The 22743-nt window shown below is 60.7% G+C and carries 19 protein-coding genes; 6 read left to right on the forward strand and 13 right to left on the reverse strand.

Annotated elements, in window-relative coordinates; genetic code table 11:
* Positions 1-7: 7 nt before the first annotated feature.
* The 4 genes from ACXHRN_RS00165 (at position 8) to ACXHRN_RS00180 (ending at position 3266) form a co-directional block, all read left to right on the forward strand.
* Entirely contained in the window at positions 8-658 is a 651-nt protein-coding gene (locus ACXHRN_RS00165; RefSeq protein WP_488639350.1) for an amino acid ABC transporter permease, read from the forward strand.
* Between the two features lie 98 nt (positions 659-756).
* Positions 757-1536: a transporter substrate-binding domain-containing protein gene (locus tag ACXHRN_RS00170; RefSeq protein WP_488641771.1), complete on the forward strand. Its 780-nt coding sequence runs from the start codon at positions 757-759 to the stop codon at positions 1534-1536.
* 34 nt (positions 1537-1570) lie between these two features.
* Positions 1571-2326 (forward strand): amino acid ABC transporter ATP-binding protein, encoded by a 756-nt coding sequence (locus ACXHRN_RS00175; protein WP_488641772.1) that lies wholly within the window; start codon positions 1571-1573, stop codon positions 2324-2326.
* Positions 2327-2402: 76 nt separating this feature from the next.
* Positions 2403-3266, forward strand: coding sequence for a shikimate dehydrogenase (locus ACXHRN_RS00180; RefSeq protein ID WP_488639351.1), 864 nt, complete (start codon positions 2403-2405; stop codon positions 3264-3266).
* Between the two features lie 11 nt (positions 3267-3277).
* On the opposite strand, the gene ACXHRN_RS00185 is transcribed toward ACXHRN_RS00180, so the two are convergent.
* A complete protein-coding gene (locus ACXHRN_RS00185) occupies positions 3278-3949 on the reverse strand; it encodes a TetR/AcrR family transcriptional regulator (protein ID WP_488639352.1) in 672 nt (223 codons plus the stop codon).
* A 162-nt stretch (positions 3950-4111) separates the two neighbouring features.
* Between ACXHRN_RS00185 and ACXHRN_RS00190 the strand changes: the two genes are divergently transcribed.
* Positions 4112-6004 carry a bifunctional sugar phosphate isomerase/epimerase/4-hydroxyphenylpyruvate dioxygenase family protein gene (locus ACXHRN_RS00190; RefSeq protein ID WP_488639353.1) on the forward strand — a complete coding sequence of 631 codons (1893 nt, stop codon included), beginning with the start codon at positions 4112-4114 and terminating at the stop codon, positions 6002-6004.
* Positions 6005-6655: 651 nt separating this feature from the next.
* Here ACXHRN_RS00190 and ACXHRN_RS00195 read toward each other — a convergent pair.
* The 7 genes from ACXHRN_RS00195 to ACXHRN_RS00225 form a co-directional block, all read right to left on the reverse strand.
* On the reverse strand, positions 6656-8311 hold the full coding sequence (locus ACXHRN_RS00195; RefSeq protein WP_488639354.1) for a GMC family oxidoreductase: 1656 nt from the start codon (positions 8309-8311) through the stop codon (positions 6656-6658).
* Between the two features lie 194 nt (positions 8312-8505).
* A complete protein-coding gene (locus tag ACXHRN_RS00200; RefSeq protein WP_488639355.1) occupies positions 8506-9270 on the reverse strand; it encodes a 3-ketoacyl-ACP reductase in 765 nt (254 codons plus the stop codon).
* A complete protein-coding gene (locus ACXHRN_RS00205) occupies positions 9267-10775 on the reverse strand; it encodes an FAD-dependent oxidoreductase (protein WP_488639356.1) in 1509 nt (502 codons plus the stop codon). Before ACXHRN_RS00205 ends, ACXHRN_RS00200 begins: the two co-directional genes overlap by 4 nt.
* 8 nt (positions 10776-10783) lie before the next feature.
* Positions 10784-11899, reverse strand: coding sequence for an ABC transporter ATP-binding protein (locus ACXHRN_RS00210; RefSeq protein ID WP_488639357.1), 1116 nt, complete (start codon positions 11897-11899; stop codon positions 10784-10786).
* 3 nt (positions 11900-11902) lie between these two features.
* The gene (locus ACXHRN_RS00215; RefSeq protein ID WP_488639358.1) at positions 11903-12847 is read right to left on the reverse strand and encodes a carbohydrate ABC transporter permease; all 945 of its coding nucleotides are present in this window, start codon (positions 12845-12847) and stop codon (positions 11903-11905) included.
* The gene (locus ACXHRN_RS00220) at positions 12844-13797 is read right to left on the reverse strand and encodes a carbohydrate ABC transporter permease (protein ID WP_488639359.1); all 954 of its coding nucleotides are present in this window, start codon (positions 13795-13797) and stop codon (positions 12844-12846) included. Before ACXHRN_RS00220 ends, ACXHRN_RS00215 begins: the two co-directional genes overlap by 4 nt.
* An 82-nt stretch (positions 13798-13879) precedes the next feature.
* A complete protein-coding gene (locus ACXHRN_RS00225; protein WP_488639360.1) occupies positions 13880-15142 on the reverse strand; it encodes an ABC transporter substrate-binding protein in 1263 nt (420 codons plus the stop codon).
* A 334-nt stretch (positions 15143-15476) separates the two neighbouring features.
* Between ACXHRN_RS00225 and ACXHRN_RS00230 the strand changes: the two genes are divergently transcribed.
* The gene (locus ACXHRN_RS00230; protein WP_488639361.1) at positions 15477-16532 is read left to right on the forward strand and encodes a LacI family transcriptional regulator; all 1056 of its coding nucleotides are present in this window, start codon (positions 15477-15479) and stop codon (positions 16530-16532) included.
* A 114-nt stretch (positions 16533-16646) separates the two neighbouring features.
* On the opposite strand, the gene ACXHRN_RS00235 is transcribed toward ACXHRN_RS00230, so the two are convergent.
* From ACXHRN_RS00235 to ACXHRN_RS00255, 5 genes are read right to left on the reverse strand one after another with little or no spacing between them, the layout of a single operon-like run.
* A complete protein-coding gene (locus tag ACXHRN_RS00235; RefSeq protein ID WP_488639362.1) occupies positions 16647-18155 on the reverse strand; it encodes an aldehyde dehydrogenase family protein in 1509 nt (502 codons plus the stop codon).
* A complete protein-coding gene (locus ACXHRN_RS00240; RefSeq protein WP_488639363.1) occupies positions 18155-18949 on the reverse strand; it encodes an enoyl-CoA hydratase/isomerase family protein in 795 nt (264 codons plus the stop codon). Before ACXHRN_RS00240 ends, ACXHRN_RS00235 begins: the two co-directional genes overlap by 1 nt.
* Positions 18942-20552 (reverse strand): acyl CoA:acetate/3-ketoacid CoA transferase, encoded by a 1611-nt coding sequence (locus ACXHRN_RS00245; RefSeq protein ID WP_488639364.1) that lies wholly within the window; start codon positions 20550-20552, stop codon positions 18942-18944. The genes ACXHRN_RS00240 and ACXHRN_RS00245 overlap by 8 nt, the downstream gene beginning before the upstream one ends.
* Positions 20553-20562: 10 nt before the next feature.
* Positions 20563-21567: a Gfo/Idh/MocA family protein gene (locus ACXHRN_RS00250; protein ID WP_488639365.1), complete on the reverse strand. Its 1005-nt coding sequence runs from the start codon at positions 21565-21567 to the stop codon at positions 20563-20565.
* Positions 21564-22610, reverse strand: coding sequence for a LacI family DNA-binding transcriptional regulator (locus tag ACXHRN_RS00255; RefSeq protein WP_488639366.1), 1047 nt, complete (start codon positions 22608-22610; stop codon positions 21564-21566). The genes ACXHRN_RS00250 and ACXHRN_RS00255 overlap by 4 nt, the downstream gene beginning before the upstream one ends.
* Positions 22611-22743: the final 133 nt, after the last annotated feature.

Below are 22743 nucleotides of genomic sequence, written 5' to 3' on the forward strand. Positions count from 1 at the left end.
GGCGCATATGGCAAATATCGGCGTAAACGAACTGCTCTTCCTCCTTCAGGGATTGAAATGGACCATCGCTCTTGCCGCAATCGGCTTTGTCGGCGGCGGCATATTCGGGCTGGGCGTCGCTTTGATGCGAGTGTCGACCCATGCGGTGCTGTGGCGCGGCAGCGCCGGCTATATCGCGGTCTTCCAGGGAACGCCGCTTCTGATGCAGCTGTTCGTCGTCTATTACGGCATCGGCCTTGTCGGTGTGAATGTCGATGCGTGGATTGCCGTCGCCATCGCCTTCACGCTGCATGCCAGTGCTTTCCTGGGTGAAATCTGGCGTGGTGGTATCCAGTCAGTCCCCAAGGGCCAGACGGAGGCCGGAAAGGCGCTGGGGCTGCACTACGTCTCGCGGATGAAGGACGTGATCCTGCCGCAGGCGTTCAAGATATCCCTGCCGGCCACGATCGGCTTTCTCGTGCAACTCGTGAAGGGAACGTCGCTCGCGGCCATTGTCGGCTTCGTTGAGCTCTCCCGTGCCGGTCAGATCGTGTCCAACCAGACATTCCGGCCGCTGATGGTCTTCGCGATCATCGGCGCCATCTATTTCGCGCTGTGCTGGCCGCTGTCATTGTGGGGAGCGCAGATGGAACGCCGGCTCGCCAAGGCCGCGCGGTGAGGAATTCGCAGAACTTTGTTGAAGAGGAGGAAACCATGATCAGCAAATTGAGACATGCATTGCGTCGCAGAAGCGTCCTTTTGGCCACGGCGGGCGCCATGCTCCTGCCACTGGTCGCGGCACTTCCGGCACAGGCCGGCACGGTCGAGGAAGCCAAGGCGAACGGCAAGGTCGTCATCGGTATCCAGGGCGACAATGCCCCCTGGGGCTTCGTCAATTCGAGCGGCGTTCAGGACGGCCTGGATGCCGATATCGGCCGCGCCTTCGCCAAGGAGCTTGGCGTCGAGGTCGAATTCGTCCCGCTTGCGGTCGCCAACCGCATTCCGTCCCTGGTCACCGGCAAGGTCGATGTCCTGTTCGCCACCATGGGCATGACCGCTGAACGGGCAAAGTCGATCCAGTACAGCAAGCCCTATGCGGGCAATGTGCTCTCCGTCTATGGGCCGAAGACGATGAAGATCGCCGACTACAAAGACCTCGCCGGTCTGACGGTCGGCGTGCCGAAGTCGAGCGCCATGGACACAGCGATCACCGCCGGTGCTGGCGAAACGGCGAACATTCTGCGGTTTGACGATGATGCGGCGACCATCCAGGCGCTCCTGGCGGGCCAGGTTCAGGTCGTCGGCGGCAACCAGTTCTACGGCGATCGCCTGAATACAGTCAGCGCCGACACCTATGAAAGCAAGTTCGACCTCAAGACGCTTTACAACGGTGCCGGCACACGCCTCGGCGAAAAGGACTGGAACGAGGCCGTCAACGCATTTCTCGACAAGATTATCGTCGATGGCGAACATGCCAAGATCTACGCGAAATGGATGAAGCGTGACGTTCCGAAGTTCCCGGAATCCATGCCCGACATTCCCTACACTGTGAAGTGATCGGAAATCTGAGGAGGACGTCGCCATGCCGAATATGAAAGTCGATTCCGGGGAAACCTTGATCGCGCTCGAGAGCGTCGAGAAATGGTATGGCGCCTTCCATGCCTTGAAGAACATCAACCTTTCGGTTCGCAAGGGTGAAAAAATCGTCCTTTGCGGGCCGTCCGGCTCCGGAAAATCCACCTTGATCCGCTGCATCAACCGGCTGGAAGAGATACAGAAGGGCAGGATCGTCGTGGAGGGGATTGCCCTTGATGATACCGGCAAGACGGTCGATGCCATCAGACGCGAAGTCGGCATGGTGTTCCAGAGTTTCAACCTCTTTCCGCATATGACCATCATCGAAAACTGCATGCTGGCCCCGATGCGGGTGAGGGGCATGACGAAGGCGGGCGCCCGGGACATCGCCACCAAATATCTCGGCAAGGTGCGGATCGGCGACCAATCGGACAAATACCCGGCGCAATTGTCGGGCGGCCAACAGCAGCGGGCGGCGATCGCCCGGGCGCTCTGCATGGAGCCCAAGGCCATGCTGTTCGACGAGCCGACTTCAGCGCTCGACCCCGAAATGGTCAAGGAAGTGCTCGACACGATGATCGGCCTGGCCCGCGACGGCATGACGATGATCTGCGTGACGCATGAAATGGGATTTGCCAGGCAGGTCGCCGACCGCGTGATTTTCATGGCCTCGGGCGAGGTGATCGAAGAGGCGCGGCCTGACGAATTCTTCAGCAACCCGCGGCACGATCGCACCAGGGCCTTTCTCGGCGAAATTCTCGCTCATCATTGATTGGTCTGCGCTTCGGGTTCCGAGATTTTGAGAGCCGGATTCTCGAAACGGACGGTCTTTGCCTTTGGATATGGAAATGACGGACAAACGTGCTGTGCTTGTCGGGCTGATCGGCTCCGACCTCAAACTTTCCAAGACGCCGGCTTTGCACGAGCGCGAAGGCGCCTGCCATGGGCTGGATTACCGATATGAGCGGGTGGACATTCGTGAGCGCGGTCTTACCGAGAGTGCTCTGCCGGACTTGTTGAGCGAACTGGAAGAAAGCGGCTTTTCCGGCACCAACATCACCCATCCGTTCAAGCAGGCCGTGCTGCCGCTTCTCGACGAACTGTCGGAGGATGCCCGCATGCTCGGTGCCGTCAACACGGTGGTGTTCCAAGACGGCAGGCGTATCGGACACAATACTGATTGGTACGGCTTCTATGAGAGCTTTAGGCGCGGCCTGCCGGATGCGCGGCGCGACCATGTCCTGCTGCTCGGCGCAGGCGGCGCCGGTGTCGCCGTCGCCCACGCTGCGCTCAAGCTCGACGTCAGCAGGCTGGATATTTTCGACCGCGATCCTGGACGCGCGTCGCAACTCGCTGACGATCTCAACCTTCGCTTCGGTGGCCATCATGCTCGACCGACGGACGATCTCACGAAATCCATGGCGGCCGCCAATGGTTTGATCCACGCCACGCCGACCGGCATGAAAAGCTATCCCGGCATTCCCATCGATGAGGCACTGCTGCAAAGCCGCCATTGGGTGGCAGACATCGTCTATATGCCACTGGTCACCGAATTGCTGGCGGTGGCATCCCGTCGGGGGTGCCGCATCCTACCCGGCGGCGGCATGACCGTTTTCCAGGCCGTGGGCGCCTTCCGCCTGTTCACCGGGCTCGAACCCGATGCCGGTCGAATGCAGCGTCATTTTGCCGAGCTCTACGAGGCGAGCGCCTGATAGATATGGGGCTATCTTATCTCTCGATCGGTCAGCGCCTCGGGCGTCGCGACATAGCGCAGAACCATCGCAGCGACTTGGCGCGCCAGCGGCTCCTGCGCCTCTTCGGCCCAAAGCGACGAGCCGAAAATTTGCGAGAAGGTCGCCCGGTTTGAGACGTTGAAGAATGACAGCGCACTGATCTGCCAATGAAGTTCCAGCGCGTCGATATCGTGACGGAATACGCCGTCCTTCTGGCCGCGCGCGAGGAGGGCCTGCAGCTTTTCGATCGCCGGCCGATTGAGTTCCCTGATCGTCGGCGAGCGTTCGAGATATTGCCCGTGATGGATGTTCTCGATCATCACCATGCGGATGAAGGCCGGGTTTTGCCTGTGATGATGAAAGGTGAACTGGGCGAGCCGCTCCAGCGCCTCGATCGGGTCGAATGCCTCAAGTTCGAGGTGGGACTCATCACCGCGGACATGGCGATAGGCTTCCTCCAGCGCGCGGGTGTAGAGCCCTTCCTTGTCGCCGAAATAGTAGTAGATCATCCGCTTGGATGTTCTTGTCTTGGCGGCGATTTCGTCGATTCTCGCGCCAGACAGGCCGTTGTCGGAAAATTCCTGCATTGCAACGCGAAGGATATCCTCGCGCACCCCCTCGGGATCCCGCTTTCCCTGCGGCTTAATTGCCCCGCTCTCCATTTCCTCCTCCAAACAGTAGTCGCATTCCCGAATCGTATGCTAGACCGGAGCGATGTTTTAACCTGTTAGTACAAAGATATTGACATTCTTAACCATTTGGTACAGAAGAACCGTGAGGAAGACAAGCCCGGGGGACTTGAGCATGATCAGGGAGGATCGGTCATGAAGACTTCCATCGCGACGGTGTCGATAAGTGGCGAACTTCCCGAAAAACTGGCGGCAATCGCCAAAGCCGGGTTCTCGGGCGTCGAGATTTTCGAGAACGATTTTCTGGCCTACGACGCGTCACCGAGAGAGGTGGGGCAGATGGTTAGCGACAACGGCCTGGATATCACCCTGTTCCAGCCTTTCCGGGATTTCGAGGGAATGCCGGAGCCGCATCGGTCGCGGGCCTTCGATCGTGCCGAGCGCAAATTCGACCTCATGGCGGAGCTCGGCGCCGAACTGATGCTGGTCTGCTCCAGCGTCTCGCCGATCGCGCTTGGCGGCATTGACCGCGCGGCGGCCGACTTTCGCGAACTGGGGGAGCGGGCGGCAAAGCGTGGGCTGCGCGTCGGCTACGAGGCGCTCGCCTGGGGCCGGCACATCAGCGACCATCGCGATGCGTGGGAGGTCGTGCGCAGGGCGGATCACCCCAATATCGGCATCATCCTCGATTCCTTTCACACACTCGCGCGCAAGATCGACGTCAATAGCATTCGCGCCATTCCCGGCGACAAGATATTCATAGTTCAGCTTGCGGATGCGCCGCTGATCGACATGGACCTGCTCTATTGGAGCCGCCATTTCCGCAATATGCCGGGAGAGGGCGACCTGCCCGTGGTGGATTTCATGCGGGCCGTTGCCGCGACTGGCTATGATGGCGTTCTGTCGCTTGAAATCTTCAACGATCAGTTCCGCGGCGGCTCGCCGCGATCGATTGCCGGGGATGGACATAGATCCTTGCTTTTCCTGATGGATCAGGTCCGGCTCAGGGAAGAGGATATCCGTCTGGAGGTTCCACCGATGCCGGAACGCGTGGCAGCGCAAGGCGTCGAATTCATCGAGTTCGCGGCCGGCGAAAGCGAAAGGCAGGATCTCGAAGCGCTGCTCACGACACTCGGCTTTGCAAGAACCGGCCGGCACAAGAACCGCAAGGTGGATCTCTACAGCCAGGGGGATATCCGCCTCGTCATCAATACGGACGAGCGGGGCTTTGCAAACTCGTCTTATTCGGTTCATGGCGCCAACGCCTATGCTTACGGGCTTAGGGTTGCCGACGCGAGCGCCACCATGGAACGCGCCTCGGCGCTAGGAGCCGATATTTTCGCGGAACCACGCTTGCCGGGCGAAGTATCGGTGCCGGCGATCCAGGGGGTCGGAAACAGCGTGATTTACTTCCTCGATGGTTCCAGCGCGCTCGCCCATATTTGGGAACGCGAATTCGAAGTGGTGGAAGGACCGGCCTCGGCGATGGACGCTGGCCTCACTCGCATCGACCACATCGCCCAGACGACCCGCTATGACGAAATGCTGACATGGCTCCTGTTCTACACGTCGATCTTCGACGCGCGGCGGACGCCGATGGTGGACGTGGTCGATCCTGGCGGACTTGTCCGGAGCCAGGCCGTGGAAGGCAATGACGGCGGATTTCGCCTGACGCTGAATGGTGCGGAAAATCGCAAGACATTCGCGGGCAATTTCCTCGCCGAGGGTTTTGGCTCAAGCATACAACATGTCGCCTTTGCCTCCCGTAATATTTTCGAGACAGCACGTTTGCTCGCAACTCTCGGTTTCCGGGCGCTGCCTGTTTCACGGAATTACTACGACGATCTCGAGGCGCGTTTCGGCCTGGATCCCGCCTTCGCTGACCAGATGCGCGAAAACAGCATCCTCTATGACCGGGATGAGGCTGGGGAATATTTCCAGATCTACAGCCGTACCTATGGCGACGGCTTCTTCTTCGAAATCGTGGAGCGGCGCGGCGGCTACAAAGGCTATGGGGCGCTGAATGCACCCTTCCGGATCGCCGCCCAAAAGCGGCTTTCCCGGCCGATTGGGCTGCCGAAGGTCTGAGCACTTACATTTACTTTATGGTAAAGCGCTGATTCCACGCTCATACTTGCTTCCGCGTCGTCCTGAGGGGCGCTTTCTGCGCAATGCGAGTCGCTTTTGCGGCGTGCCGGGCATAATCGTTACCCTACGAGATGCCGTGTCCGGTCCACAATGCGTTCCTGTTGCACAAGTCATGACCTGACACGGACTCATTGAAGGGCTGGGCCGCAACCTCATCTGAGCTACGGATCGCTTTGCAGCAAAGGCCCGAGCGCACCACGCTGAGTCGGTGATCAATGGGTCAGCGGTTCGGCTCCTATCTCCATCTTATCCCTATCCCTGTAGTGCAGAGGGACGATAATCGGCGATCCGGCAAGGCAGATGTCGGACAATCGGAAATAACTTCCGATTATCGAGACGCAGTTGTCGAGAACTTACAAGCCTCGGTGTGATCAGGGCCCCGCAACCAAACACACAAATACAATCAAAAAGCCCTCGCAAATATGCCGAGGGCTTTTTTGTGTTGGCCAGGGGGCGGCAAAGCGGGCCTGCAGGCGGAGAGATGGCCAATGCTGCCCCGATCGCAGCGCGAGGCAGAGCTGCAGACAAACGAATCCAAACGAAAAAGACCCGCTCTACACCCGGCCCGTTTGCGTTTTGCGTTTATCGCCTCTACCTGACATTCGCTCGCGCGCGGGGCCGCTGGTCGTTGCGCTCGTGCGCGAAGATCACAGCTGGCAGCGGCTGGCGTTCCCTGACGATGTCGGACCCCTTCTCGCCCACCATGATCGTCGGCGCGTTGGTGTTGCAGGATGGCACGCGCGGCATCACCGAGCTGTCGCAGACGCGCAGGCCTTCGAGGCCACGCACCCTGAGATCGAGCCCGACGACGGCCATGGGATCGGTGCCCATCTTGCAGGTGCCGACCGGGTGATGGTCGGTCTTGGCATTGGCGCAGCCGTAGTCGAACAGTTCCTGGTCGGTCTGGACTTTCAGGCCCGGCAGGCGCTCGGCCATGATGTAGGGCCTCAACGCCGCCTGCTGGAAGATCTCGCGGGCGATCTTGAGCCCCTCCAATGACATGGTCTTGTCATGCGGATCCGACCAGTAATTCGGATCGATCAGTGGCGCCGCTGCCGGAATACTCGACGACAGCCGCACCGTGCCGCGCGAACGGGGATGCAGATAGGCGGAGTTCAGCGTCACTCCGGCGTTTTTCAGCTTCTCGACACCGGCTTCGATGCCGGAACCTAACCCCAGGTGGAACTGGATATCGGGTGAACGTGCCTCGGTGTCCGCATACCAGAAGCCGCCGGTTTCGAACAGCGAGGAGGCGACGGGGCCGCTCCTGAACAGCACATATTGCAGCCCCGCCCACAGCGTGCGATGGAGCTTTGCCACGCCATCATAGGTATGGTCGCCGGTGCATTCGGAGATCACGAACAGATCGAGGTGATCCTGTAGATTACCGCCGACGCCGGGCAGATCGTGCTTGACCTCGACGCCGACCGAACGCAGGTGGTCGGCCGGCCCGATGCCGGATTGCAGCAGCAATTTCGGTGAGCCGATGGCCCCCGACGAGACCAGCACTTCACGCTCGGCGCGAATGATCTCGCTACCTTTCGACGTCACCACCTCGACGCCGATGGCGCGTGTCCCTTCAAGCACCACGCGGGAGACACGGCTGCCCAGCCGGATTTCGAGATTCTTGCGATCCTTGATCGGCGAGAGATAGCCGATCGAAGCCGACGAACGACGCCGGTTGCGTTGTGTCAGCTGATAAAAACCGACGCCGGCCTGCTGGCGGCCATTGAAGTCGTGGTTGTAGGGGATGCCGAGTTCCTGGCCTGCACGGATATAGGCGTCGCAGATCGGTAGCGCCGACACGGGCATCGAGACGCCAAGCGGCCCGCCATAGGAATGATAGTCGTCGGCAAAGCGCTGATTGTCCTCGGCGCGCTTGAAATAGGGCAGAACCGAGCGATAATCCCAGCCTTCGCAACCGTCTTCGGAGGCCCAGAGATCGTAGTCCGCTGCATTGCCGCGGGTGTAAAGCTGGGCGTTGATCGACGAGCCGCCGCCGATGACCTTGGCCTGGGTATAGCGCAGGACGCGGCCGTTCATATGCTTCTGCGGCACCGTTTCCCAACCCCAGCTGGCGACGCCCTTCGTCATCTTCGCAAAGCCGGCGGGCATGTGGAACAGGGGATTCCAATCGCCGCCGCCGGCTTCCAGCAGTAACACCTTGACGTCGGGGTCTTCGGTCAGGCGATTGGCGAGTACGCAGCCTGCAGGCCCGGCGCCAGTGATGATGTAGTCGTAGGTCATGTTGTTGTCCTTGTGTCTTCAACCGCGCCGCTTTCTTCCTCTTCTCCCCAGCGGGGAGAAGTGCCGAGCGAATGCGAGGCGATGAGGGGGCCTCGCATCCGCGGAAACACCCCCTCATCCGACCCATCGGGCCACCTTCTCCCCGCTGGGGAGAAGAGGGAGCCTGGAGCCAGCGCCGCAAATCCCAATCTCATCTACAATCTTGCTATCGACAGCCCGCCATCGGCTGATATGACCGAGCCGGTGGCAAAGCCGAATTGGCCGGATGCCAGGGCGGCGCAGATGCTGCCGATATCGGCGGCTTCGCCCCAGCGCTTCATGGGCACCAGCCCGCCGCCGATCAGCGCGTCGTATTTCGATGTCACGCCGGCGGTCATGTCGGTGCGGATAATGCCAGGGCGTACTTCGAAAACGGAAATTCCGGTCTCGGCCAGCCGCAACGCCAAACCTTGTGTGAAGGCCGCCAATCCAGCCTTGCTGACGCAGTAATCCAGCCGTTCCGGCGACGTCATGTCCGCCGAGACCGAGGTGATGTTGATGATCGAACGAGGGCGCGCAGGATTGTCCGTTGAGAGCATGGCGCGGACCACCGCCTGGGTGAAAAACATCGTGCCGCGCAGGTTGACGTCGATGATCGTATCGAAGTTCTCCGGTGTCAGCTCGAGGAAATCGCCACGAACCACAGCGCCGATGCCGGCATTGTTGACCAGGCAATCGATCCGACCGAATTTTTCCAGCACACGGTCTACAGTCGCGGCATGGCCGGCAACGTCTGAGACATCGGCGCGCAGGTAGATCGCCGTGCCACCGAAGAATTCGAGAGGCTTGAGTACGTCGTCGGCACTTGCATCGTCGCCGACGCCGGTAATGGCGATGTCGTAGCCCGATCCAGCCAAGGCCTTGGCAATACCGAGTCCGATGCCCTTGCGGCCACCGGTGATGAGTGCGACGGGTCTCATGCAGAAAGCTCCGTCTTGCCGATATGCTCGGCCACGCGCAGCGCTTGTGCGGCCACTGTCAGGGCGGGATTGACGGCGGCGGAGGTTACGAGGCAACTGGCGTCGACGACGAACAGGTTCTGGTGATCGTAGGACCGGCAGTAGACATCGAGTGGTGACGTCGCGGGGTCGTTGCCCATCTTCACCGTTCCGCACTGATGTGATGGCGTTCGTCTGTCGAAGGGCCGCGATAGCACGATCGGGAAGCCCGACTTTTTCAGCACGGCCTTGAGTTTGCGGACGAGATCGAGATGCGCATCCCAGTTGGTGCGGTGCCATTTCAGCACGATCTTGTCGCCATCGACCATGATGCGGCTTTCGGGATGTGGCACGTCCTCGCTCATCGCGTAGAAATCGATCGCATGCCTCGATACCTGATTGAGCAGCCATTCCGGAATGCTCGGCATGTTGGCCTTCAGGATCGCACCGGAGACGCGGCCGAGAAGCTGGACATTGCCGAGCGGAAAACCACCTTCGCCATCCGAGAGGTAGTAGTCGTTGAAGCCGAAGGTCTTCTGGTAGATCGATGTGTTGTGATAAAAGGGCGAGATCGCGAGAATAGCGGACGAATTGTGGTTCATGAAGTTCCGGCCGACCTGGTCGGAGGAGTTGGCAAGCCCTTTCGGGTGTTTGTCGTTGGCCGAACGCAGCAGCAGCACGGAGGATTGCACCGCTCCGGCAGACAGGATCACCAGCTTTGGCGATACGCTCTTCTGTTCCCCGTTGTGCAGATAGTGCACGGTCTCGATGCGACTGCCATCCGGAGACGTCTCAAGCTTCGTGACCCGCGATTTGGTCTGCAGTTTTACATTCTGATGCTGAAGCGCCAATGTCAGCGACACGGTCTCGGCATCCATCTTGCCGTCAAAGCTGTTGACGTGAGCATCCCAGGGCGTCTTGGCCTTCTTCAGCCATTGGTCGATGTCGATGCCGAGCGGCAGCGAATAGGGATGCATGCCATTGGCCTTCAGCCTCGCGCGCACGCTGGCGATCGGCGCTTCGTCGGGGATCGGCGGGAAGGGATAGGGCAGGGAGTGATGCGGTTCGGTCGGATCCTGCCCCAACGCGCCACGCACCTGGAATTGCTGCTCGGCGCGGCTGTACCAGCGCTCGAGTTCTTCATAGGGAAATGGCCATGCGGGCGAGACGCCCTCCCGGTGGCGCATTTCCAAGAAGTCCTCGCGGCGATAGCGGACCAGCACCGCACCGTAAAATTTCGAGTTGCCGCCGACATTGTAGTAATTGCCGGGGTTGAAGGCGGCGCCTCCATGCTCGTACCACATCTCCTTGGGGCGGAAGTGGCCACGCTGGAAGATGGCACGCTGGTCGCGATTTTCCGGCTGGTCCGGGATGTGATCGCCGGCCTCCAGGATCAGGATGCTGGCACCGGACGGTGCAAGACCGGACGCCACGGTCGAGCCACCGATGCCGGAGCCGATGATGACGATATCGGGTGAATTCTCCATTCTCTTGCTCAGGCGATGCGGGCTTGGCTGGCGGGATCGAAGAACACCGCCTTGTCGAGATTGAAGGCGAGCCGTGCCGTCTGGCCGGCAGCGATATGGGCGTCGGCGCGCAGGCGGGCCACGACTTCCTTGCCGCCCATCTTGGTGATCGCGAAGGTGTCGGAGCCCGCGGGCTCGACGACTTCAATGAGGCAATCGCCCTCGGCAAGGTTTTTCGCGTTGCGGTCGGCGCCATCCGGATCGGTGAGCGCTTCCGGCCGGATGCCGAAGATCACCTGCTTGCCGGCATAGGTGCCGAGCGCATTGCTGGCTGCGTTTACCAAAAGTTTGAGCGGTGCGCCTTCCGGGCGTTCCAGCGACACCTGCACGCCGGCATCGCCGCGTTCAACAGTCGCCGTCAGCAGATTCATTGCGGGTGAGCCCATGAAATCGGCCACGAACAGGTTGGTTGGGTTGTTGTAGATCTCGGCCGGGGTGCCGAATTGCTGGACCTCGCCATCCTTCATCACGGCGATCTTGGTCGCCAGTGTCATTGCCTCGATCTGGTCATGGGTGACATAGACGATGGAGGTGCCGGTTGCCTGGTGCAGTCGCTTGATCTCGACGCGCATGTCGACGCGCAGTTTGGCGTCGAGATTGGAGAGTGGTTCGTCGAACAGGAAGAGTTTCGGGTCGCGCACCAGCGCCCGGCCCATGGCGACGCGCTGGCGCTGGCCACCGGAGAGCTGGCTCGGCTTGCGGTCTAGCAGATGACCGATCTGCAGCACCTTGGCGACCTTGTCGATCGCCTTCTTGCGCTCGTCGACCGGCACACCACGCATTTCCATGCCGAAGGAGATGTTTCCGGCCACCGTCATGTTGGGATAGAGCGCGTAGCTCTGGAACACCATGGCGATATCACGCTTGGAGGGATGCAGATCGGCGATGGTGCGGCCATCGACGCGGATATCGCCCGATGTGATCGATTCCAGCCCGGCAATGGTGTTGAGCAAGGTGGACTTGCCGCAGCCCGACGGACCGACGAGCACCAGGAAGCCACCTTTCTCGAGCTCGAGATCGATGCCCTTGAGGATTTCGACTGCGCCGAAACGCTTTCTGAGGCCGGAAATTTCGAGGAAAGCCATGTTCTATCCTTTGACGGCGCCCGCCATCAGTCCGCGTACGAAATAGCGGCCGGCGAGTATGTAGACGAGGAGCGTGGGCATGGCGGCGATCATCGCCGCCGCCATGTTGACATTGTATTCGACGACACCGGTCGAGGTGTTGACGACGTTGTTGAGCGCCACTGTCATCGGCATGGAATCACCGGTGCCGGCATAGGCGGACGCAAACAAGAAGTCGTTCCAGATATTGGTGAACTGATAGATCACCGTGACGACGATGATCGGCAGCGAATTTGGCAGCATGATGCGGCGGAAGATCTGGAAGAAACTCGCGCCATCGACCTGGGCGGCCTTGACCAGTTCGGTTGGGAAGGCCTCGTAGTAATTGCGGAAGAACAGCGTCGTGAAGCCTATGCCGTAGACCACATGAACGAACACCAGATTGACAGTCGGGTTGCCGAAACCGAGCGACATGCCGATTTCGTTCCTGAGCGTCGCGCCGAAGCGGCCTAAGCTGCCGAGGATGGTGGCCATCGGCAAGAGCACCGACTGGAAGGGAATGAAGCAGGCAAACAGCATCAGCCCGAAAACCAGCGTGTGGCCGGGGAAACGCCATTTGGTCAGCACATAGCCGTTCAGTGCGCCCAGCAGCGTCGAGATCGCCACAGCGGGAACAACCATCTTGATGGAGTTCCAGAAATAGCCCTTGATGCCGGCGCAGGTAAGTCCGACACAGGCCTCGCCCCACGCCTTGAACCAGGGCTCGATGGTCGGCGAGCTCGGCAGCGCCAGCATGTTGCCGTTCTGGATCTCGTCCATGGTCTTGAACGAGGTCACCAGCATGACGAAGAGCGGCATCAGGTAGACCAAGGCGAAGAATGCCAGCAGGCTATAGATGAAGATGCGGTTGAACATCTTCGCACCAGACGAGCGCGGCGCGCGGGGAGCAGACGAGGTGACAGCGCTCATCGCGATTTCTCCCGAAGTTCGGAATAGAGATAGGGCACGATGATCGCCGAGATCGTCATCAGCATGATGATGGCGCTTGCAGAACCCACCGCCATTTCGTTGCGCTTGAAGGTGTATTCGTACATGAAGTTCGATGGCAGCCAGGCAGAGCCCCCTGGGCCGCCCGATGTCAGCGCCACGACAAGGTCATAGGACTTGATGGCCATATGGGCGAGCACGATGAAGGCGGAGAGAAACACTGGCCGCAGCAGCGGAATGACGATGCGGCGATAGAGCTGCGAAGTCGTCGCGCCGTCGATCTGGGCCGCCTTCATGATCTCGCCGTCGATGCCGCGCAGGCCAGCAAGGAACATTGCCATGACGAAGCCCGAGGCCTGCCAGACGCCGGCGATCACCACCGTATAGATGACGAAATCCTTGTTCTTGATCCAGTCGAAGTGAAAGCTCGTCCAGCCCCATTGATGCAGGGTCTGTTCCAACCCGAGGCCGGGATCGAGGAACCATTTCCAGGCGACACCGGTGACGATGAAGGACAGCGCCATCGGATAGAGATAGATCGGCCGCAACAGGCCTTCGCCACGGATCTTCTGGTCGAGTAGGATCGCCAGGAACAGTCCGAGCGCCAGGCAGATGCCGATATAGAGAAAGCCGAAAATGCCCATATTGGTGATCGACGTGTACCAGCTGGACGGCGGATCGCTTTCGAATGTCCAGCGCCACAGTCGCTGATAGGCGCGTGCGCCAGTGATCGCGTAGGACGGAAAGGTCTTGGAATTGGTGAAGGACAGGTAGCCGGTCCAGATGATGAAGCCATAGACGAAGACCAGCGTGATCACGAAACTCGGCGCCAGCACGATCTTCGGCAGCGCATCCTGCAGGCGCGAGCGCATGGAGATGTGCGTCGAACGCTCTGGCGTCAGTCTCGGTTCTGTGGTGGCTACGGTACTCATGAAATTCGTCCCCTCCCAGGGCCGTCATCGGCGTTAAAAGCCTTCCCCGCACCAGGCGGGGAAGGTCATTTTGCTCACGATATCAACGTGCGTCGTCGATCGCCTTGACGAGTTCGGCAACAGCTTCGTCCGAGGTCTTGATCTGGCCGTGGACGAACTTGGAGACGACATCCTTGTAGGCGTTGGCGATTGCCGGAGGCGCGCCATAGCCCTGTGCCAGCGAACCGAACAGCGTGCCGCCGTCATTGGCTGCCTTCAGGTCGGCGATGCCCTTCTTGCCGCAAGCGTCGAAGTCGGTGTCCGGCACGTCGGTACGGGCCGGGACCGAACCCTTGACGACGTTGAACGCCGACTGGAAGCTCTTCGAAAGTGTTGCGGTTGCGAGCGCGATCTGGGCGGCCTTGCGGTCATCCGGGACGTTGAACATGCCGAACATGTCGGAGTTGTAGATCACGCTGCCGTCGGTGCCTGGGAAGCGGTAGCAATAGAAGTCCGTGTTCGGGACTTTCTTGGCGGCTACGAACTCGCCCTTGGCCCAGTCGCCCATGACCTGAACAAGGGCATCACCCTTGATGACCATGGCGGTCGCGAGGTTCCAGTCGCGGCCCGAGAAGTTCGGATCGACATACTGAATGATCTTGGAGAGGTTATCGAAGGACTTCTTCATCGTGTCGGACTTCAGCGATTCCTCGTCGAGGTCATTGAAGGCCTTCTTGTAGAATTCCGGTCCGCCCGTCGAAAGCACGATAGAGTCGAACATCGTGGCTTCCTGCCAGTTCTGGCCACCAAGCGCGAGTGGGATAACACCGGCTGCCTTGGCCTTGTCGAGCAATGCGATCAGGTCGTCGAAGGTCTTGGGCTCGGTGCCGCCGATCTTGTCCATGACAGCCTTGTTGATCCACAGCCAGTTGACCGAGTGGACGTTGACCGGAGCGGCAACCCACTTGCCGTCATAGACGGAGAACTTCTGGAGCGCAGCCGGAACCGACTTGTCCCAGCCTTCCTTCTTGGCGGTTTCAGTCAGGTCGCCCATGACACCGGCCTGTGCATAGTCGAGCACGGTGTAGCCGAGCATCTGCGAAGCGGTCGGATAGGTGCCCGCGGCAACCATGGCCTTCAGCGCCGTCATGGCTGCATCGCCGCCACCGCCGGCAACCGGCACGTCCTTCCAGGCGTAGCCTTCCTTGGCGAGGTCGCCCTTGAGCACGTTCAGCGCCGCAGCTTCGCCGCCCGAGGTCCACCAATGAAGCATCTCCACTTCCTTGACGTCATCAGCGCGCGCGATCCCGCTCGCCGCACCCATTGCCAATGCTACCATTGCTGTCGTCATCAATAACTTGCGCATCGTTTTCCTCCCGGATTGCAAGTTCAAAAAAGCGGATGATCCGCTGCTCGACGCCCACGCGCTCCCCGCGCAATGAGCTGCTGTAACCACGGCATCACTGCCGCTTGGGGTAATTTAAAACGTTATAAACTCTGTCAAGTCAAGTGGCTCACATTGCCTTTTTACTTCAAGGTTCATGCCGTTTATTCTTTGTATTTCCTGCTCTTTCTTGGCTGATTCAAACTTTTCGGTTGGGCGGGCGAAAAATTTAAAACGTTTCCATATCAGCATTGCGTCGCCGCTCATCAAGCGTTAGTCTTTGCCTATCCCGTGCTCTCAGCAGAAGTCTTGACGCGTGCCCAGTATCGACACAACGACGCCTCCCTTGAGGAAAAGCCGGAAATCCAGCAAGCCGACGCTGCGCACCATTGCGGACCTTACCGGGCTCGCGGTGACGACCGTGTCGCGGGCGCTTTCCGACGATCCGGTGATCAATCATGAGACTCGTAAGCGGGTGCACCGGGTGGCTCTCGAGATCGGCTACTCGCCCGACCGCGCCGCCCAGAGGCTGAAGACCGGGCGCACCAATGTCATCAGCGTGCTGCTCGACCCGCATGAGGAAATCCTCGGTTTCGGCACGTCGATCATGCTGGGCCTGACCAATGCGCTGCAGGGCACTGCCTACCACCTTATCGTCATGCCGAATTTCATCAAGTCGAGCAATGTCGAGGCGGTCGAGTATATCGTTCGCAACAATCTCGCCGACGGGCTGATCTTCACCCGCACCGAGCTGCTTGATCCGCGCGTGCGTCTGTTGCTCGAGAAGGAATTTCCCTTCGTCACCCACGGCCGGACCGAGTTCTCCACCCAGCATCCCTTCGTCGACTACGACAATTTCGCCTTCGCCTACGAGGCGACGCGGCGGCTGATCGCCAAGGGTCGCGAGCGCCTGACGATCATCCTGCCGCCCAAGCGGCTGACCTTCTGCCAACACATGCAGCATGGATTCATGACTGCGGTGCGCGAAGCCGGCATCGCCCATGAGGTGCCTGAAGGCATTGATCTGGACTCTCCGGCTGGCGCGGTGCGCGACTATTTCCGCGGCCGCATGGAACGGGCCGATCCGCCGGATGGATTGATCTGCCCCGGCGAAGTTTCGGCCATGGCGGCGATCACCGGCCTTTCCGAGACCGGCCGCATGCTGGGCCGCCAATACGACATCGTTGCCAAGCAGACGTCGCAGCTGCTGAGTGACATCCAGCCCGGCGTCGAAACGATCTACGAGGATCTCACTGCGGCAGGCGAGGAGCTTGGTCGCATCCTGTTGCGGCGTATTGCCGGCGAGAAGGTGAGCGATCTGCAGGTGTTGCAGCCGCCGCAGTTGAGTTTCGCCGCGGCGGGGGTGAGCTGAGGGACGCGTAGCAAGCATAGGAATGAGGGAGCATGAGGAAGTTTCCGCGCTCTGCATAAATTGTCCTGCCATCGTCTTCCTCCTTTCTCTCAAGTGCCTGTTATCCGGCGAATCTCAGCGCGGCATCCACCAGCCGGTGCGGCTGCCGATATGCATGTTGAGCGTCTTGGTTTCGGTGTAGTCCTCCACCGCATGCCGGCCGAGTTCGCGGCCGAGGCCGGACTGGCGGTAGCCGCCGAAAGGCAGCTCGGGCGTACCGTCCATGAAAGTGTTCATCCAGACCGTACCGGCCCGCACCTTGCGACCGATGGTCATGCAGGTGTCGAAATTGCTGCTCCAGACGCCGGCTGACAGGCCGTAGTCTATGGCGTTGGCGATCTCGATGGCTTCTGCGGTGCTCTCGAAGGTCAGCACCGACAGGACCGGGCCAAACACTTCCTCCCGCGCAACCGCCATGTCCCTGGTGACATCGGACAGGATCGTCGGCGCCATGTATTGGCCCATGCCGAGATCGAGCGTGCCGCCGCCATGCGATACGGTGACGCCTGCCTGCGCTGCGGCTGTGACGTAGCCTTCGATCTTGGCGAGATGCTGGGGCGTGATGATAGCGCCGACCTGGGTAGAGGGATCCAAGGGGTCGCCGACTTTGACCTTTTTCGAAAGCTCGGCGATGCGGTCGATTACATCCCTGGCGATATCCTTGTGCAGGATCAGCCGCGAGCCGGCATTGCAGCACTCGCCGGCGTTGAAATAGGCGCCGAACACCGCCGCATCGATGAATTCGTCGAGATTGGCATCGGGGAAAACGATCTGCGGGTTCTTGCCGCCGAGTTCCAGCGACACCTTCTTCAGTGTCTGGGCAGCGTTGCTCATGGTCAGCTTGCCGACGCCGGTGGAGCCGGTGAACGATACCATGTCGATGTCGGGATGGGTAGTCATCACAGCGCCGACTTCGGGGCCGGTGCCAACGAGGATGTTAACCACGCCTTCCGGCACGCCGGCTTCCATCAGAATTTCGCCGAGCACCAGTGTCGAGCCGGAGGTCAGTTCCGAGGGCTTGACGACAGTGGTGCAGCCTGCCGCCAATGCGAATGGCAGCTTCTGGCCAACGATCAGGAACGGGAAATTCCACGGCGTGATGATCGAGACAACGCCGATCGCTTCGCGCAGCACCACGCCCATCGTGCCTTCGCCGAGATTGTTATAGCTCTCGCCATAAAGATTGCGGGCAAGCGAGGCGGCATAGCGCCAGATATCGACGGCGCCGCCCAGTTCGCCACGGCACTGGCTGATCGGCTTACCGGCCTCGATGGCGTCGAGATAGGCGAGTTCTTCAAGGCGCGACGCGATCAGGTCAGCGGCTTTCAGAAGAATGTTGGAACGTTCGCCGCCGGTCATGTTTGGCCAGGGACCAGTATCGAAAGCCTTGCGCGCTACGGCAATCGCACGCTCTGCGTCCACCTTGGTGGCAGACTGATAACGGCTGACCAGCACACCATGGCTGGGGGCGACACGTTCGATGGTGCGACCTTCGGCGCCTCCGGTCCACTTGCCATCGATCAGCATGTTGAAGTCACGGACCGCGAGATTATTGATCGCCTGCGGACGGATCTGGATCGTCATTACCATTCTCCCTTGAAGGTCGCCGGACGCTTTTCGGTGAAGGCTGCGACCCCTTCCTTGAGATCACCGGTCTTGGCTGCCAGGATTGAACCGAGCGCTTCGACGCCCGAGCCGTTGTCCTCGCCATTGGCGACCGCGATCATGAGTTTCGATATTTCTAGTGCAGCCGGGCCGCGACCGGCGACGCGCGCAGCGTAAGCCTTGGCTTCCGCAAGCGATGAACCGGTTTCGACCACGGCGTCGACCAGACCATGCTGGCTGGCTTCGCCTGCGGAAAACAACTCGCCGCCCAGCACCATGCGCCGGACGATCTGGGCGCCGAAGCGCCGCACCAGCCGCTGGGTGCCGGACCAGCCCGGCACCATGCCGAGGCCGGTTTCGGGCAGGCCGATCTTGATGTGGCTTTCGGCGATGCGGATGTCGGCGCAGGCGGCCAGTTCCAGTCCGCCGCCGAGGGCGTGTCCATTGAGTGCTGCGATCAGCGGCATCCGCAGCGTCGCCAACCGTTCGAATATGCGATGGCCGTAGCGGACCCAGGCATGTCCGAATTCCTGCGGCCCCATGCCACCCCAGGCCTTGATGTCGCCACCGGCGGAAAACGCCTTGCCGTCGCCGGTGATGATGGCGACGCGGATATCGGCATTAGCTTCGACCGCGTCGCAGGCCGCGCCAAGAGCCTTGAGCATGTCGAGGTCGAGAGCGTTCAGGCGGTCCGGCCGCGAGACGGTCATGACAGCAATCGGGCCGTCGATGTCCACCTTAACCTGTTTGTCAGACGCTGATTTCTCAGACATGGACGCCCTCCAGTGTGCGGACGGGCTTTGTCGGCAGTGCGAGACCGATCAACTCGTCGGAAAACAGCGCGGCATCCATGATCTTGAGATCATCGGCAACAAGAAGCGGAAATTCCGACTGGTCCAGAATCGCGGTCTGCAGGTCGATGCCCGGCGCGATCTCCGTCAGTACGATGCCTTGCTGCGTCAGTTTCATCACGCAGCGCTCGGTCACGTAGGTAATATCCTGTCCTTGTGCTACGGCCCGGGCGCCGGAGAAGGTGACGTGTTCGACCTCGTTGACAAGTTTCTTGAGTTTGCCTTCCTTCTCGATCACCAGCTTGCCGTCTGAAATGGCGAGTTTGGCGCCGGCATTGAACATGCCTGAAAAGACGATCTTTTTTGCCCGCGCGGTGATGTCGACGAAACCGCCGGCGCCAGCCGTCACATGTGGACGGAAGGACAGCTTGGAGACATTGACCGAACCATCGCGGCCGATCTCGAGGAAGGATAGCAGCGAGGCATCGAAGCCGCCGCCCTGGAAATAGGTGAACTGATAGGGCGAGGGCATGTAGGCATCGGCATTCGACGCGCAGCCGAAGGCGAAATCGAGCAGCGGCACGCCACCCACGGCGCCTTGCTCGATCACCCAGGTGACGGCCCCGTGCAAGCCTTCTTCCATCAGGATGCGGGGCACATTGGCCGAGATGCCAAAGCCGAGATTGACGCAGCTATTGGCCTCGAGCTCTTGCGCCACCCGGCGCGCAATGACCTTCTGGATGTTGAATTCGGGCACCCGGAATGTTTCCAGCGGGCGGAAGATTTCGCCGGAAATGGCGGGGTCGTACAGAGTCTGCGTCGTCTGTTTCTGGTCGGCATCGACGACGATGTAGTCGACCAGTATGCCTGGCACGCGCACGTCGTGCGGTTTCAGCGAGCCCTGCTTGGTGATGCGTTTGACCTGGGCGATGACGATGCCGCCATTGTTGCGTGCGGCGAGCGCCTGATCGAGGCCGCCGAGAGTGGCGCCTTCATGCTCATAGGTCAGGTTGCCGTGTTCATCTGCCGTGGTGGCGCGGATGATCGACACCTGAGGAACGATGACAGGGAAGAATAGCCACTCTTCACCCTCGAACTCGATCTTCCTGACGACGGGCTCGGCAGCGGCGGCATCGTTCATGGCGCAGCCATGGCGGGCGGGATCGACGAAGGTATCGAGGCCGATCTTGGTGATCACACCCGGGCGTTTGGCGGCGGCTTCGCGGTGCATGTCGAACATGATGCCGGAGGGAATGTTGTAGGCGGGGATCTCGTTGCCGGTGACCATCTGCCAGATGAGCGGCGGCTCGGAGGTCGAGGGACCGGACGGGTAGGAGCCGCCGAGGATCTTCTTGAGCAGCCCCTTCTTGGCGATATGGTCGATGCCCTTGATGCCGCTCATGTCGCCCGCCGCAATGGGATGCAGTGTCGTCAGGTCGCGCGGATGGCCGGTGGCGTCGAAACGCTCGCCGATCGCCTTCAGCATCAGGTCCGGGCAGCCGAGCCCGCTCGACGACGAGACGGAAACGATCGCTCCATCGGGGATCAAGGCTGCCGCTTCGGCTGGGGTAATGTGCTTGTTCATGCTCGTCGTCTCAAAGTCCAGATTTCACTACGCAGGATTCGCTCATGCTTGCTGCCGCGCTGACCGCTAGGGCAGTCGCCAGCGACCAGATACCATCTTCACCGGTCGCCGAGGGTTTGCCTTCGCCCGCAACGGCATTGTGGAATGCCTCGAGCGCCGTGTCGTAGAGATTGCGCGTGTCTAGCGGCAGCGTCTGCTCGCCATCGGCATTGCGGAGAGTGACTGTGCCGATCGCACGCTGGATCATGACGTTCCTGCCGATCAGCGAGCCCTCGGTGCCGTGGACCTCGAAGCCGGTCTCGGCATATTTGGTGGTGAAACCATCATGGAACTGGGCAATGACACCGGACTTGAAGCGTATGACGCCCATCACGGCATCCTCGAGACCCTGTTGTCCCATACCGCCGGACTGGCTGAAGGCGATGGCGTCGACCGGGTCGTCGTTCAGAACGAAACGCAGCGTGTCGGCATCGTGGACGGTAATGTCAAGGATGACGCCGCCGCCGGCATCCGGCCGTTCCAGCCGCCAGCCCTGCAGGTGCGGCGGCAGATAGACGGCATGGAAGACACGTGCGGCAAGCGGCTTGCCGATCTTGCCCGAAGCGATGGCGTCACGCATGGCGCGGTGGCTGGCTGCGTTGCGGAGATGATGATTGGTGGCCAGCACCACGCCGGCATCCTTCGCCGCATTGACCATCGCATGCGCGTCGGTGAGCGTCATCGCCAGTGGCTTTTCGCAAAGAATGTGCTTGCCGGCTTTGGCTGCAGCGATGGCCTGTTCGACATGCAATTCATTGGTGGTCGAGATGTAGACCGCGTTGATTTCGGGATCGGTGAGCAGAGCGGCGAGGCTGGTGACCGAGCGGGCGATCTTGTGGTCGGCGGCATATTTGGCGCCGCGTTCGGCGCTCGTGCTCATGACGGAGACGATCTCGCCGCCGGTGGCGCGGATCGCATCGATCACCCATTCATGCGCGATCGTGCTTGCCCCGATCAGGCCCCAGCGGGTCGTCATGCGATCTTCCTTCCATGTGTGTTGAGGCCGCCCTTGCTTGACTCGCGTACGACCAGCCGCACCGAGCCAATGATGGCCTCTGCATCGGCCTTGCCGGCATTGATCTGCTTCAGCAGCAATTGCGCGGCGCGGCCGCCCATCCCTTGCGGATCCACCGATACCGTGGTGAGTGCCGGCACAGCCGTCTTGGCTTCGATGACATCGTCGAAGCCGACGACGGCGAAATCGACGCCCGGTTCCAGTCGCTTGGCCCGCAGGCCGTCGCAGGTGCCGAAGGCGACCGCGTCATTGAAGCAGACGGCGGCGGTCGGGGCATTGGGGAGTTGCAAGGCGCGGGTGATGGCATCGACGCCGCCAGCTCGAGAAGGCGCCGAGCCAATCACTAGTTCATCGCTCGGCTCAAGGCCGGCCTTGCGCATGGCATCGCGGTAGCCTTCCAGACGCTCGGCGAACACCGCTGTGTCCGGAAAGCCGCCCAGGAAGGCGATCCTGACATGGCCAAGTTCCACCAGATGCTGGACGGAGGCAAATGCGCCGGCGTGATTGTCAGACATCAGCGACGAGACCTTGGCGCCGGGCACATTGCGGACGACGACCACCACCGGAATGCCGCTGGCGACGAGGGGCTTGAGATCCGCAGCCTCGGTACCGCGTGCGGGCGAGACGATCAGGCCGGAAATCCCGTGCTCGCGCATCGAGGCGATGACCTCGCGCTGGCGGTCGATACTTTCGCCCGTGTTGGAGAGGAATTGCACATAGCCGGCAGACTGCACGACCATGTCGACGCCCACCGCCAGTTCGGCAAAGAAGGAGTTGGTGAGGTCGTTGACGACAATGCCGATGATCTTCGACTTGGAATTGGACTGGCGGAGATTGGCCGCGCCTCTGTTGTAGACATAGCCGAGCTCGCGGATGACGGCGTTGACCTTGGCGCGGGTCGCCTCGTTGACCAGAGGTGAGCCCTGCAGGACCAGCGACACAGTCGATTTCGACACGCCGGCGGCATGCGCGATCTCGACAACGGTCACCCGTTCCTTGGCCATGATTTCCTCCTCGGGTCTCCTGCCCGTTGATGGTGTTTTAATTGGAACGTTCCAAATTTGTCAAGTCTGAATCGAGGCGTCTGCGGATTATTCTGTTCCTGTAAAATCTCTTGGTGCTGGGCAAAGCGAACAA

The organism is Shinella sp. OV683 (assembly GCF_057787725.1).

Coding starts and splice junctions, on each gene's coding strand:
- ACXHRN_RS00165 (WP_488639350.1), top strand. CDS start 8: ATGGCAAATATCGGCGTAAACGAACTGCTCTTCCTCCTTCAGGGATTG.
- ACXHRN_RS00170 (WP_488641771.1), top strand. CDS start 757: ATGCTCCTGCCACTGGTCGCGGCACTTCCGGCACAGGCCGGCACGGTC.
- ACXHRN_RS00175 (WP_488641772.1), top strand. CDS start 1,571: ATGAAAGTCGATTCCGGGGAAACCTTGATCGCGCTCGAGAGCGTCGAG.
- ACXHRN_RS00180 (WP_488639351.1), top strand. CDS start 2,403: ATGACGGACAAACGTGCTGTGCTTGTCGGGCTGATCGGCTCCGACCTC.
- ACXHRN_RS00185 (WP_488639352.1), bottom strand. CDS start 3,949: ATGGAGAGCGGGGCAATTAAGCCGCAGGGAAAGCGGGATCCCGAGGGG.
- ACXHRN_RS00190 (WP_488639353.1), top strand. CDS start 4,112: ATGAAGACTTCCATCGCGACGGTGTCGATAAGTGGCGAACTTCCCGAA.
- ACXHRN_RS00195 (WP_488639354.1), bottom strand. CDS start 8,311: ATGACCTACGACTACATCATCACTGGCGCCGGGCCTGCAGGCTGCGTA.
- ACXHRN_RS00200 (WP_488639355.1), bottom strand. CDS start 9,270: ATGAGACCCGTCGCACTCATCACCGGTGGCCGCAAGGGCATCGGACTC.
- ACXHRN_RS00205 (WP_488639356.1), bottom strand. CDS start 10,775: ATGGAGAATTCACCCGATATCGTCATCATCGGCTCCGGCATCGGTGGC.
- ACXHRN_RS00210 (WP_488639357.1), bottom strand. CDS start 11,899: ATGGCTTTCCTCGAAATTTCCGGCCTCAGAAAGCGTTTCGGCGCAGTC.
- ACXHRN_RS00215 (WP_488639358.1), bottom strand. CDS start 12,847: ATGAGCGCTGTCACCTCGTCTGCTCCCCGCGCGCCGCGCTCGTCTGGT.
- ACXHRN_RS00220 (WP_488639359.1), bottom strand. CDS start 13,797: ATGAGTACCGTAGCCACCACAGAACCGAGACTGACGCCAGAGCGTTCG.
- ACXHRN_RS00225 (WP_488639360.1), bottom strand. CDS start 15,142: ATGCGCAAGTTATTGATGACGACAGCAATGGTAGCATTGGCAATGGGT.
- ACXHRN_RS00235 (WP_488639362.1), bottom strand. CDS start 18,155: ATGACGATCCAGATCCGTCCGCAGGCGATCAATAATCTCGCGGTCCGT.
- ACXHRN_RS00240 (WP_488639363.1), bottom strand. CDS start 18,949: ATGTCTGAGAAATCAGCGTCTGACAAACAGGTTAAGGTGGACATCGAC.
- ACXHRN_RS00245 (WP_488639364.1), bottom strand. CDS start 20,552: ATGAACAAGCACATTACCCCAGCCGAAGCGGCAGCCTTGATCCCCGAT.
- ACXHRN_RS00250 (WP_488639365.1), bottom strand. CDS start 21,567: ATGACGACCCGCTGGGGCCTGATCGGGGCAAGCACGATCGCGCATGAA.
- ACXHRN_RS00255 (WP_488639366.1), bottom strand. CDS start 22,610: ATGGCCAAGGAACGGGTGACCGTTGTCGAGATCGCGCATGCCGCCGGC.